A 12813-nucleotide genomic window follows, 5' to 3' on the forward strand; every position below is an offset into this window, starting at 1 on the left:
TCCTAATTGCTATTGTAACATTAAATCTAGAAAGGTTGAACATTTACAATGATATTTTCATGAAATGAAGACATTTCACTATAAATTGCAAGATTACTTTTCATTCTCCAATTGATAGATTGCTCCTACCATATCTTTAAAAATAGGTGTAACTTTATTCACTTTGCTATCAGTCTCTAGATCAACAACAACTAAAGCATATCTTGGATTCTCATACGGAAAATAACCTGCAAACCAGCGATTCACCCTCGTCCCTTTCCCTGTTTGCGCTGTCCCGGATTTTCCAGCGACACTTAGTGGCAACGAACGGAATGCCGTTCCTGTTCCTTTCTCCCTTGTTACAACGCCTCTTAATAACTCTTGTAATGTTTTCACTGTTTCATACGAAAGCTGTTTTCCATTTAACGTATGGCTCTCAAATGTAAAAAAATCCGCTCCATTTTTATATACTATTTTTTCAACTGCTTTCACTTCCATCTTTTCTCCATTCCTCGCAATCGTCGCCATCATATTTGCAATTGCTAGAGGTGATATACGTACATCTTTCTGTCCAATTGCTGTTTGTTCTACCGCTTTTTTACTATTTTTATTTTCTTCATTCCCCCAAATAGTAGTACCCTTTTCTTCTGGCATTTGCTCAAAATGAGGTGTATGAAATACAGAACCTTTCCATCCAACCTTTTCATTTGCTCCTAAAGCTGCTACGTATGTTTCTAGCACCGTCTTATCCTTTTGTAATAGCTCGTTACCTAACTCGGAAAATGTCCTGTTACAACTCCTAGCAAAGCTCTCTTTAAAGTTAAGTGTACCCATCCTAACTTGCGGGTCGTTTTCACCATATAAATCTTTATTACAGTTAAATGTCCGATTAAACAAATTTACTTTTTGATCAATGACTGCAGCTGCAACTACTGTTTTAAAAACAGAGCCTGGAAAATGTGGCGTTAACATTTGATTTTCAAGTGTAGTTTTATATAAATTCTCATCCCTTACTTGTAAAGACGGCTTACTAGCCATCGCTAATATTTCATTTGTCTTTACATCTAGTAATACTAGTCCCCCCTTCTTTATTTCGTTCGCTTCAATCACTTCTTCTGCTTTTTGCTGCAACTCTTTATGTAAAGTAGTTTGAATCCTAACTGGATAAAATGGATTTCCTGGTGAAGTGTATTTCGCTTGCTTTCCGAAAATTGGTTCTCCTTGCCGATCTACTTGATATAATACTTTTGCCTCTCCATCAGTCAATAGAAATTCATCAAATGATTGCTGTAATCCTGAAATACCTATCGGCGTTTGTTTTGAGATTCTTTTCAATTCTCCATATCGCTTTTGAAACTCCCTTTCGTTCTCCCCTACATCACCAATTAAATGATTTATCTCTCCAGTTTGTTTTAATCGCACTTCAGCTGCTACAATACCTAATACATGTAATTCATTTACCTTCTCCATCTGCTCTCGTGTCACTCGAAATGGAGCAGTTTCTCCTTGTAGTGTAAATGCATTTTTATTATTTTTCATTTGTCTTCTAATCTCTTGTCTCGACACACCAATGATATGCGCGATTTTCTCTAACATGTCATTTTTTATTTGTAAAAATGGAAAAATAATTAAAACAGGATATTTTTCCTCACCTATTTTTTTACCATTACGATCTATAAACTGCCCACGTCCATCGTCTACTGTAATGGATTGTGTGCGTTGCGTAACACTTTTTTCAATTAAATTTATTTTGCGATCAGTAAATGATTCTGTATCTATAATTTGAATTTGGATTAAACGACAAAGCAATACAAACATAACGCACATAAAACAAATTAAAACAATTGTAATTCTCCGTTTTATTTTCATAAAAAACACCTCGTCTATTGTAGTTTAGACGAGGTACTATTTTATTTATACAATCTCCAAAACAAAAACAGATATTATATAAGGCTATTATTGTTTCTTTGGCTTCTCTAAAAATTTCATAAGAAGCGATCTAAATTCAGTTTCATTCACTCCAGTGTTTTTAGCAACTTCAATTACAGTGGTTGTTACATTAGCCGCTATTTTTAAATAATCCTTACTAAGATTATCCATTTCATTTCTTTTTTCTTTTGCATTCTCAACTGTTACAGAATCAATACAAGTAATCATCTTATCTACAATATGTAAATAATTATTTTGTGCATCTATTATTTTTTGAATATCATCTTTATTACTTACTTTCGATTGTTTTAAATATGTATATGCTTGATTCACTTCATCTTTTAAAATTTTATCATTATTCTTCGCCTGTTCTTGTAACATATTCTTCATATCATCTATTGTTTTTTGATCCATCGAATCTCGCAATAAATAATCTGGATTCCCAATTGCGTAATCATACTTAATCGTTACATCTTGAAATATTTTCATGACAATTGCTAATTGATACGCTACATCAAAATCATTAAATTCCTTTTTATCTTGTGGATTTTCTAAGGCTTTTGAACTCTCAGTTGCTTTAATATCCTTTTTTTCTTCTTGCTTTACTTTTTCTCCCTTTGATGATGTAGTTTCTTCATTCGTTCCGCATGCAGCAAGTCCTAATATAGAGATACTACAAACCAATCCTGTAAAGATTTTATGTTTCATAATTAGCCCCTTTTCCCTTTTAAAAACTATGGTCTCTAATTATGATATCAAAGCTTAAAATGTTTTTTTGACATTTTTTGTCGAATCACTCTAAGGTTTACACAAATTTTTCTATTCTACAGATAAAAAGAAACTTTAATTAGCCCTCACCAAGCGGGCGTTTACGAGCAGTCCGATGCCCACCTAACTTCTTTGCTTCCGCTGAATTTTGAGATGGTGGTCTTACTGTCTGGCAAATAGCGGGATAAAAAAAGATTCTCCCGATAGGAGAATCTTTTTTTTATTTTACAGAGACAATCTCTACTTGCATTTCTCCGCCTGGTGTTTGGATTGTTACTTTCTCACCAATTTGCTTACCTAATAAGCTTTTTGCGATTGGAGAATCGTTAGAAATTCTTCCTTCGAATGGATCAGCTTCCGCGCTACCTACGATTGTATACGCTTCTTCATCTCCGTTTGGTAATTCTTTAAATGTTACTGTTTTACCTAATGTAACAACAGTAGATACTTCGCCAGTATCTTTAATGATAACTGCGTTACGAATCATATTTTCTAATTGTGTAATACGTCCTTCTACGAACGCTTGCTCATCTTTCGCTGCATCGTACTCAGAGTTCTCAGAAAGATCCCCGAAGCTACGTGCGATTTTAATACGTTCTACTACTTCTTTACGTCTTACTGTTTTTAATTGCTCAAGTTCGTTCTCTAGTTTTTGCTTACCCTCTTGCGTCATAGGGTATGTTTTTTCTGTTGACATATTTTCCACTCCTTTTATATACCAATCCCCCGAAAAAAAGAGGAGTTCCATATGAAAACTCCTCCGCTTCCATTGTTAGCGGAGGTTTCTAGTACCCTTGCACTAGCGGAGTTGTCACATACAACCCCGTATTTCCAATTCTTCTTTATATAAAGAAGATATGTATGGAAAGTTGATATAAATATGCCCTCACCTATATATAGATGAGGTTGCATGTTTCATTGTATTCGATAGGAAGGGAAAAAATCCCTTCCTACCGTATATCTTTTACTATGCTATTACAAATTTACTTTTTGTTCAAGAATTGTTGCAATTTTTGTCACCATAATATCAATTGCAACGTGGTTTTGTCCACCTTCAGGGATAATAATATCCGCAAATTTCTTAGAAGGCTCAATAAATTGATTGTGCATTGGACGTACAACATTTACGTACTGATCAATAACTGAATCCATCGTACGACCGCGCTCTTTAATATCACGTTGCATGCGGCGCAGAATACGAAGGTCAGCATCCGTATCAACGAATAATTTAATGTCCATTAACTCGCAAAGACGTGGGTCTTCTAAAATAAGAATTCCTTCTAAAATAATTACATCTTTCGGCTCAACCGGAATAATTTCTTCTGAACGCGTATGCAATGTATAGTCATATACAGGCTTATCAATTTGCTCATATGCAAGCAACTGCTGCAAATGTTCAATTAACAGATCATTATCAAACGCAAGCGGATGATCATAATTTGTTTTTAAACGCTCTTCCATTGGTAAATGGCTTTGATCTTTGTAATAATAATCTTGCTCTAAGATTAAAATAGAATGACCTTTAAAATGGTCAAAAATCGCTTTCGTTACACTCGTTTTACCTGATCCCGAACCACCAGCAATTCCAATTACAACAGGCTTATTCGTCCCCATTCGACTATCACTCTTTCTTATTGAAGTATGCTTTTGCGCATCATATTATTCACATACACTCGTTGATCCACTTTGAATTTCACGATTTGCAACGGATGTCTCGCTGCATCTAATTCGTTTCCATCCTCATCCCAAATTTTCTCCACCGTTTGCGTAAAGTTTTCTATTTCTGGTCCAAAGAACTCCACTTCATGTCCTGGTTTGAAATGATTACGTTGCTCAATCGTTACGATGCCCGTTTCTTCATTATAATCTAACACTAAACCAGCAAAATCATACGTTGTTTTCTTACTATGATTTCCAAACATTTGCTCTTGATGTCCTGGAACCCCTTCAAAGAATGCAGGAGCTGTATCACGATTTGCACATTTATCAAGCTCATCTAACCATTCTTGTTTAAACTCAAAGTTATCTGGATCCGCACAATACGCATCAATTACTTTACGATATACAGTTGCTACAGTCGCTACGTAATGGATTGATTTCATACGTCCTTCTACCTTTAAGCTATCGATTCCGATTTCAATCATTTTTGGAATTGATAAAATTAAATTTAAATCTTTTGGACTCATCGCAAAGTGAGCATCTCCTTCTTGGAATAGAGGAAGCTCTTTTGCATCTTTATGTTGTGATACTGTTTGAACTAAATCATAATCCCAGCGGCAAGATTGGCAACAACCACCACGATTAGAATCACGCGCTGTCATATGGTTACTTAATGTACATCTTCCTGAATATGCGATACACATTGCACCATGGACGAATGCTTCAATTTCAATATCCACTTTTTCTTTAATTTCTTTCATTTCTTCATAGCTTGCTTCACGAGCTAATACAAGGCGATGTAAACCTTCTTCTTTCCAATACTGTGCTGCTTTCCAGTTGGATAGTGATTGCTGTGTGCTTAAATGCACCTCAACAGAAGGCGCTACGCGTTTACAAGTCTCAATGATAAGTGGATCAGCAACGATAATTCCCGTTACGCCAGCTTTTTCAATCCCTTTTAAATATTCCTCTAGCCCGTCCATATTTTCATTATGTGCAAAGATATTTGTTGTTACGTATATTTTTGCTCCATACTTCTTTGCAAACTCAACGCCTTCTGCCATTTCTTCTAGCGTAAAGTTACCTGCATTCGAACGAAGACCAAATTCTTGTCCACCTAAATATACAGCATCTGCCCCGTAATGGATAGCTACTTTTAATTTTTCTAAGTTACCCGCAGGGATTAACAGTTCAGGTTTCTTCACAATAACACGTTTGCCATCGATCACTCGTGAAATTTCTTGTACAGTCATTTCCTACACCCTCCTCGTTTAGTAAACCGTTTCTTTAAAGAAGAATCCTGTATCTAACGGACGATTTACTGGTTGCATTTCTTCTATTTCTTTATATAGACCATCTTTCACGTCATAATATGCATCACGATCTTCTACGCATAAATCAATCGCTTGACGATATTTCTTCGTTACTTCAATAATATATTCAGAGCTTTTTAGTACACCGTCGATTTTTAAGCTATCAACTTCAGCATCGATTAGTTCCTCTAATTCATCGATGAAACAAATGTCGTTCGGACTCATAATGTGAGTACCATTTTCATCTTCATAAATTGGATATTTATTGTTACGCTCTGGGTCATATAAGAACATATTCTCTTCATATTTTTTCTTTTCAATGTCAAGATTACGTCCTTGATACTCAAAGTAGTTTCCTACTAATGAACGCTTCGATTGGAACATACAAGTCATACCGTGAATTTGTACTTCCAGTTCCACTTCAGCATTTTCTTTTAAATCAACAATTTCATCTAAGCTAAGCTCACGAGCTAATACAGCACGCTTTGATCCTCTTTGTCCCCAGTAATTACAAGTGAACCAGTTTGTTGCTGTCGTTTCTGTATTCCAGTGCAACTGCATATTTGGTGCTACTTCACGAACAGCCATTAATACCGCTGGATCTCCGAAAACAATTGCATCTACATTTACTTCGTTTAAAAATGAAACGTAATCTGTTAATTCTTCTACTTTATCGTTGTGGAACATAGCGTTCATGGCTACGTATACTTTCACACCATTTTCATGTGCAATCTTCACAGCTTGTTTTACATCTTCACGTGAAAACTCCCCTGCTAAACGTAAACCAAACTTTTGCTCACCGATCATTACCGCATCTGCTCCTGCTTTCGCAAGTTGTTCGATATCCGCCACCGCTCTTGGCGTTACTAACAATTCAGGTTTCTTCATACCTTGGTCACCCTCTCTTTTTACTAACAGCTACTCCATCACCAATTGGGAAAATCGTTGTATCATATCCTTCATGGTTCATAAGCCACTCATTGTACGTCTTAATACGACGGATTAAACCACGTGTACGTCTGTTTTCAATTTTCTCTTTTGTCGTTACAAGACCGTGGTACATAACATTATCTGAAATAATTACGCCACCAGGATTTAATAACGGTTCATATAAGTCAAAAAAGCGACGATACTGTCCTTTTGCTGCATCAATAAAAATAACGTCAAATGTCCCGTGTTCTTTTACTTGTTCACCTGTCTCTAACGCATCACCGTAAATAACTGAAATACGATCTGTTACTGGGGAACGTTCTATATATTCAAGTGCTTTTTCATATCGCTCACGATTGCGCTCAACTGTCACAATACGTGAATTTGGAATAGCTTGCATCATACGAATACTAGAATAACCGATTGCTGTTCCAAGTTCTAAAATGCTTTTCGGTCCAATTAAACGTAAAAATTGCAGCATAAATTCCATTCCAAGTCGATCCATAATCGGCACATGATTTTCTGTTGCATATTCTTCCATTTCAAGAATTAATTTATCTTTCGGATCAATAAATGATAATAGGTACTCGTTAACTGCATCCTCCATAAATGGTCCTCCTTATTTACATGGAGAAGTGCCTCTATGACGTCTTTTCACACATAGAATGCAATAAAAATACAAGCCAGCTTTACCCTTAGCTTGTACGTCCCGTTTTGATATTAAAAACGATTCTTCTGCCAGTTTTTAACCCGATATATTTTACCACAAAAAAGAGGGATGTGCGACTTTTTTCGCTATCCCTCCCCATTTCACTGTTTTTTCGTAATGTATTTTTGCTTTAATGCATTATGCTCTTCTAATGTTTTCGCATAGTACACTTCACCACTTGGTGCAGCTAAGAAATAATAATAATCTGTTTGCGCAGGTTCTAACGCAGCTTCTACTGAATGTTTACCAGAGTTTGCGATTGGCCCTACCGGCAATCCTTTTACAACATACGTATTGTACGGTGAGTTGACCTTTAAATCTTCGTATAATACACGTTGTTTATGCTTTCCAAGTGCATATAATACCGTTGGATCCGTTTGAAGCGGCATACCTTTTGCTAAACGATTATAAAAGACACTAGAGATCTTTTGACGATCTGTAAAACCAGTTGCCTCTTCTTCAATAAGTGAAGATAATGTTAAAAGTTGATGAACATCCCAATTCTTCGCTTTCATTGTCGCCTCATTTTGAACAATGATTGCATTTGTTTTCTCAAGCATTGGAATTACAATTTCTTCTAACGTCGTATCTTTCTTATAAAACGAATACGTTGCAGGATATAAATAACCTTCTAATGGGTATTTAATATTGCTATCAAAGATTTTATCCGTTAATAACTTCGGATACTTTTGCTGCATTTTTTGAATAAATGCTTTATCGTTTAATTGACGCGTAACATCATCTTTATTCCACTTTAGTTCTGTCGCAATCGTTTCTGCAATTTCAGTTACTTGCGCCCCTTCTTTAATCGTCACTTTATAAAGAGCTGGACGATGCACATTGCCAGATGACATTTGTTCGATCACATCTTCAGCACTCATTGAAGGGTTTAATAAATATGTACCTGCTTGTAGACTTTTCGATTTAGCCTTTGTATAAAAACTAAAAACTGTACCGTTTTTCACAGCACCTTTTTCTTCTAAAATTTCTCCAATTTTACTTGTAGATGATCCTTTCGGAATTTCTACTTCAATCTCTTTTTTATTCCCGCTATCAACTGGTCCTAATGCGGATGAAATATACGCATAGACTGAACCACAAACTAAAAGCAGTGCAATAATCGAAAATAAAAAGATACGTCTACGCTTCTTTTTCACTTGATTCTCTATCAAAACATTTCCTCCTTACTTAATTGTAGACCGTATGTACACCTTTCTATACAGCACGATGTAAAAACGCAAAAAATTCACTTATCTTTTTTAATTGACACTTTATTTTTCTACAATCCGTCTCATTATACTACAAAGACTTACACAGTTTCGACAAAAAATCTTTCATTTTACATATAAATACAAAAAAAAGATGGACTGTATGTCGTCCATCTTTTCAGTACTTATTATTCAGCTTCTTGCTCATCAGCTAGAGTGTTGAACATTTCTTGTACCATTTCCCACTCTTCTTCAGATTCGATTGGAAGTAAAGTTCCGCCCTCTTCTTCATTTTGCTCATAAGCCATTGCATCATAAATTTGGTCTCCATCTTCGTCTACTTCACCGATTGGAGAGAAGACTACGTATGATTTTTTTCCAAATTTTTCAGCGTCAAAAGTGAAAATAATTTCACATAAATGTTCGTTACCTTTTTCGTCTACAATTGTAATTTGATTTTCTTCCATTTTGGTCACCTCTTATTTACTATCTAAAAATCCTTGTAAGATTACGACTGCAGCCATCTTATCAATTACTTGCTTTCGCTTCTTACGGCTTACATCGGCTGAAATGAGCAGACGTTCCGCTGCCATTGTTGACAAACGCTCGTCCCACATTACAACGTCTAATTGTAACAGCTCTCGTAGGTTTTCTGCAAATTGTTGGCACGCTTCACCACGCGGGCCAATTGTACCATTCATATTTTTAGGTAAACCTACTACTATCTTGTCCACATTGTACTGCTTTACTAACTCAGAAATACGATCAAAACCAAAGTGACCTCGTTCTTCGTTAATCTTAATTGTTTCTAATCCTTGTGCTGTCCAGCCCATTTCGTCGCTAATTGCAACTCCGACTGTTTTTGTACCTACATCTAAACCTAATATCCGCATAAACTACTCCTCACGATGATGTTTCAAGTAAGACTTCACAAGCTCTTCAATTAACTCATCACGTTCAAGCTTGCGAATGATGCTACGTGCATCTTTATGGCGAGGTATGTATGCTGGGTCTCCACTTAATAAATAACCGACGATTTGGTTAATCGGATTATAGCCTTTTTCTTGAAGTGCATCATACACAGTTAAAAGTACATCATTTACATGGACACTCTGTTTTTCATCTTGAATGCTAAACTTCATTGTTTTATCAAAACCGTCCATTTCAAGCACCTCACTTATATAGTAAGTATAGGGAGAAGAACTTCTCCTCTCCCTACCATTGTACACTACTATCTCTTTATTTTGAAACAGATTTAACGTACTCTTGTACAAATGCTAAAGCTTCTTCGACTTGAGCTGGGTTTTTACCCCCTGCTTGTGCCATATCAGGACGGCCGCCACCGCCACCGCCGCAACGAGAAGCTACTTCTTTCACAAGTTTACCAGCATGGTAACCTTGGCTAATTAAGTCTTTCGTTACACCTGCTAGGATGTTTACTTTATCGTCATTAACAGACGCTAATACAACAACTGCTGACTCTAATTTATTTTTCAAGTCATCCATCATCGTACGTAAGTTGTTCATATCTGCAACATTTACTTTCGCTGCTAATACATTCACCCCATCAACTGTCATTACAGAATCAGTTAAGTTTCCAGCTTCGATATTGCTTAATTTCGCAGCAAGAGATTCATTTTCTTTTTGCAGTTGTTTCACTTCAGCAAATAGACCATCAACTCTTGTTAAAATATCTTTCGGATTTGTTTTCATTTTTCCTGCTGCTTCTTTTAATAAACCTACTTGATCGTTCATTAATTCGTATGCAGACTTACCAGTTACTGCTTCAATACGACGAGTTCCTGCACCGATACCAGATTCAGCAACGATTTTGAAAATACCGATAGAAGCTGTATTATCAACGTGACAACCACCACAAAGCTCTAAGCTGTAATCGCCAACTTGTACAACGCGTACAACATCTCCGTATTTTTCACCGAATAATGCCATTGCGCCCATTTCTTTCGCTTCTTCAATTGCTTTTTGAGAAATCTCAACATCAATACTTTCCCAAATTTTCTCGTTTACCATACGCTCAATTTTTTCTAATTCGTCAGCTTGTACTTGACCGAAGTGAGAGAAGTCAAAGCGTAGACGTTCAGAAGTTACAAGAGAACCTGCTTGGTTAACGTGTGTTCCAAGTACGTCTTTTAATGCTTGGTGTAGTAAATGAGTTGCTGTATGATTTTTTACAACGCTACTACGATTTTTCGTATCGATAATAGCTTTTACAGCCGCATCTTTCGTTAATGTTCCTTCTTCAACAACAACTTTATGCAAGTTTTGGCCGTTTGGTGCTTTTTGTACGTCTTTTACAAGAACTTTCACACCATCTGCAAGAAGGTAACCACGGTCTGCAATTTGTCCACCGCTCTCAGCATAGAATGGTGTTACATCAAGAATTAACTGTCCTTCTTCACCAGCTTGTAAGCTGTCTGTGTATTCGCCGTTTTTCACAAGTGCAACAACGTTACTTTCTGTTGCAACTGTACCGTAACCAACGAATTCGCTCGCTACTTTAATTTCTCCAAGGACACCACCTTGAACTTGCATAGAATCAACGTCTTGACGAGCAGCACGTGCACGCTCACGTTGTTTTTCCATTTCATTTTCAAAACCTTCATGATCAACTGTCATGCCAGCTTCTTCTGCATATTCTTCTGTTAATTCAATTGGGAAACCGTATGTGTCATATAGACGGAACGCATCTACTCCAGAAATAACAGTTGTTTTTTCTTCTTTTGCTTTTGCAATTACTTCAGCTAAAATCGCTTCACCATCATGAAGTGTTTCATGGAAACGCTCTTCTTCGTTCTTCACAACTTTCGCAATGAAATCTTTCTTTTCAAGTACTTCTGGATAGAAGTCTTTCATTACTTCTCCAACAACCGGTACTAATTCAAACATAAATGGACGGTTGATGTTTAATTTCTTCGAATAACGAACAGCGCGGCGTAATAAACGACGTAATACATAACCACGGCCTTCGTTAGATGGAAGAGCACCGTCACCAACAGCGAATGTTACTGTACGGATATGGTCAGCAATTACTTTGAATGCCATATCTTTTTCTAAATCGCCATTACGATATTTTTCACCAGAAATTGTTTCTGTTGCACCAATCATCGGCATGAATAGGTCTGTATCAAAGTTTGTAGGCACATCTTGAACGATAGATGTCATACGCTCTAGACCCATCCCTGTATCAATGTTTTTCTTAGGAAGTGGTGTATATGAACCGTCTGGATTATGGTTAAATTGAGAGAATACAAGGTTCCATACTTCTAAGTAACGTTCGTTTTCTCCGCCTGGATATAATTCTGGGTCACTAAAGTCATTACCGTAAGCTTCTCCGCGGTCATAGAAAATCTCTGTATTCGGTCCACTTGGGCCTTCACCGATATCCCAGAAGTTTTCTTCTAAGCGGATAATACGCTCTTTGGGAACGCCCATTTTCTCATTCCAAATTGTGAATGCTTCTTCATCTTCTGGATGGATTGTAACTGATAGTAATTCTTTATCGAATCCGATCCATTTGTCGCTCGTTAAGAATTCCCAAGCCCAAGTAATTGCTTCTTCTTTAAAGTAATCACCGATTGAGAAGTTTCCTAACATTTCAAAGAATGTATGGTGGCGAGCTGTTTTCCCTACGTTTTCAATATCGTTTGTACGAATTGATTTTTGGGCATTTGTAATACGTGGATTTTGCGGGATTACACGTCCATCAAAATATTTTTTTAATGTCGCTACACCACTGTTAATCCATAACAGAGATGGATCTTCATGCGGAACTAGTGATGCACTAGGTTCTACTGCATGTCCTTTTTCTTGGAAAAAGTCTAAAAACATTTGACGAATTTGTGCGCCTGTTAGTTGTTTCATTGTATTTTCCTCCTTAAATATAAAAAACTCCCGTCCCTATAAAAGGGACGAGAGTTAACTCGCGATACCACCCTAATTATGAATTGATTACAATAACAATCAATTCATCACCTCATGGTGCCGTAACGTGGCAAGACGGCAGTGATTAGCTGCTCTCAGGATTAGCTTTCTGTTACCCTTCATTTAAAGCTTCTTTCAGCCATATGGAAGCTTCTCTCTATAAATGGACTGTAACGTACTTGTTCCGTCATTGATTTAATGTATTATATGACTAAATATAATAGAATTCTCTTAAGTTTGTCAATGTAGATAATCATTTATATTGGATTAATTACTTATTAATCATAAGTATTCTACTATTCATTCTTAACAGCCTTTTCATATAGTATGCATTTATTAATAAATCGGAATCTCCTTATAAGAATAATTTATAAAA

General features: G+C 36.4%; 12 protein-coding genes and 1 other annotated feature. All 12 genes read right to left on the reverse strand.

All coding sequences use genetic code 11. The features are described 5' to 3' along the window. Positions 1 to 93: 93 nt before the first annotated feature. A complete protein-coding gene (locus MKY21_RS22030) occupies positions 94 to 1848 on the reverse strand; it encodes a peptidoglycan D,D-transpeptidase FtsI family protein (RefSeq protein WP_000695140.1) in 1755 nt (584 codons plus the stop codon). Between the two features lie 87 nt (positions 1849 to 1935). Further along, complete coding sequence (locus tag MKY21_RS22035; RefSeq protein WP_000680878.1) at positions 1936 to 2616, reverse strand: hypothetical protein; 681 nt, start codon at positions 2614 to 2616, stop codon at positions 1936 to 1938. A gap of 280 nt (positions 2617 to 2896) precedes the next feature. Next, entirely contained in the window at positions 2897 to 3373 is a 477-nt protein-coding gene (gene greA, locus MKY21_RS22040) for a transcription elongation factor GreA (RefSeq protein WP_000102591.1), read from the reverse strand. A 278-nt stretch (positions 3374 to 3651) separates the two neighbouring features. Next, complete coding sequence (gene udk, locus MKY21_RS22045) at positions 3652 to 4290, reverse strand: uridine kinase (protein WP_000537078.1); 639 nt, start codon at positions 4288 to 4290, stop codon at positions 3652 to 3654. Positions 4291 to 4307: 17 nt separating this feature from the next. Beyond that, on the reverse strand, positions 4308 to 5588 hold the full coding sequence (locus tag MKY21_RS22050; protein WP_000217974.1) for a peptidase U32 family protein: 1281 nt from the start codon (positions 5586 to 5588) through the stop codon (positions 4308 to 4310). A gap of 18 nt (positions 5589 to 5606) precedes the next feature. After that, positions 5607 to 6536: a peptidase U32 family protein gene (locus tag MKY21_RS22055; RefSeq protein ID WP_086424095.1), complete on the reverse strand. Its 930-nt coding sequence runs from the start codon at positions 6534 to 6536 to the stop codon at positions 5607 to 5609. Positions 6537 to 6543: 7 nt separating this feature from the next. Next, positions 6544 to 7185 (reverse strand): O-methyltransferase, encoded by a 642-nt coding sequence (locus MKY21_RS22060; protein WP_000389102.1) that lies wholly within the window; start codon positions 7183 to 7185, stop codon positions 6544 to 6546. Positions 7186 to 7388: 203 nt separating this feature from the next. Then, entirely contained in the window at positions 7389 to 8459 is a 1071-nt protein-coding gene (gene mltG / locus MKY21_RS22065; protein ID WP_016118655.1) for an endolytic transglycosylase MltG, read from the reverse strand. 224 nt (positions 8460 to 8683) lie between these two features. Next, positions 8684 to 8962, reverse strand: a complete 279-nt coding sequence (locus tag MKY21_RS22070; RefSeq protein WP_000392247.1) for a DUF1292 domain-containing protein — start codon at positions 8960 to 8962, stop codon at positions 8684 to 8686. A gap of 12 nt (positions 8963 to 8974) precedes the next feature. Continuing rightward, positions 8975 to 9388 carry a Holliday junction resolvase RuvX gene (gene ruvX, locus MKY21_RS22075; protein ID WP_001221193.1) on the reverse strand — a complete coding sequence of 138 codons (414 nt, stop codon included), beginning with the start codon at positions 9386 to 9388 and terminating at the stop codon, positions 8975 to 8977. Positions 9389 to 9391: 3 nt separating this feature from the next. Continuing rightward, the gene (locus MKY21_RS22080; protein ID WP_000348590.1) at positions 9392 to 9658 is read right to left on the reverse strand and encodes an IreB family regulatory phosphoprotein; all 267 of its coding nucleotides are present in this window, start codon (positions 9656 to 9658) and stop codon (positions 9392 to 9394) included. Between the two features lie 76 nt (positions 9659 to 9734). Next, the gene (gene alaS, locus MKY21_RS22085; protein WP_000811825.1) at positions 9735 to 12377 is read right to left on the reverse strand and encodes an alanine--tRNA ligase; all 2643 of its coding nucleotides are present in this window, start codon (positions 12375 to 12377) and stop codon (positions 9735 to 9737) included. Positions 12378 to 12417: 40 nt separating this feature from the next. After that, positions 12418 to 12637, reverse strand: a binding site (T-box leader). Positions 12638 to 12813 lie beyond the last annotated feature (176 nt).

This window comes from Bacillus sp. FSL R9-9497 (assembly GCF_038005805.1).
Taxonomy (GTDB): Bacteria; Bacillota; Bacilli; order Bacillales; family Bacillaceae_G; genus Bacillus_A; species Bacillus_A cereus.

What these genes read in the sequence shown, in the direction of transcription:
- MKY21_RS22030 (WP_000695140.1), bottom strand. Translation starts at nt 1,848, where the DNA reads ATGAAAATAAAACGGAGAATTACAATTGTTTTAATTTGTTTTATGTGC.
- MKY21_RS22035 (WP_000680878.1), bottom strand. Translation starts at nt 2,616, where the DNA reads ATGAAACATAAAATCTTTACAGGATTGGTTTGTAGTATCTCTATATTA.
- greA (WP_000102591.1), bottom strand. Translation starts at nt 3,373, where the DNA reads ATGTCAACAGAAAAAACATACCCTATGACGCAAGAGGGTAAGCAAAAA.
- udk (WP_000537078.1), bottom strand. Translation starts at nt 4,290, where the DNA reads ATGGGGACGAATAAGCCTGTTGTAATTGGAATTGCTGGTGGTTCGGGA.
- MKY21_RS22050 (WP_000217974.1), bottom strand. Translation starts at nt 5,588, where the DNA reads ATGACTGTACAAGAAATTTCACGAGTGATCGATGGCAAACGTGTTATT.
- MKY21_RS22055 (WP_086424095.1), bottom strand. Translation starts at nt 6,536, where the DNA reads ATGAAGAAACCTGAATTGTTAGTAACGCCAAGAGCGGTGGCGGATATC.
- MKY21_RS22060 (WP_000389102.1), bottom strand. Translation starts at nt 7,185, where the DNA reads ATGGAGGATGCAGTTAACGAGTACCTATTATCATTTATTGATCCGAAA.
- MKY21_RS22070 (WP_000392247.1), bottom strand. Translation starts at nt 8,962, where the DNA reads ATGGAAGAAAATCAAATTACAATTGTAGACGAAAAAGGTAACGAACAT.
- ruvX (WP_001221193.1), bottom strand. Translation starts at nt 9,388, where the DNA reads ATGCGGATATTAGGTTTAGATGTAGGTACAAAAACAGTCGGAGTTGCA.
- MKY21_RS22080 (WP_000348590.1), bottom strand. Translation starts at nt 9,658, where the DNA reads ATGGACGGTTTTGATAAAACAATGAAGTTTAGCATTCAAGATGAAAAA.
- alaS (WP_000811825.1), bottom strand. Translation starts at nt 12,377, where the DNA reads ATGAAACAACTAACAGGCGCACAAATTCGTCAAATGTTTTTAGACTTT.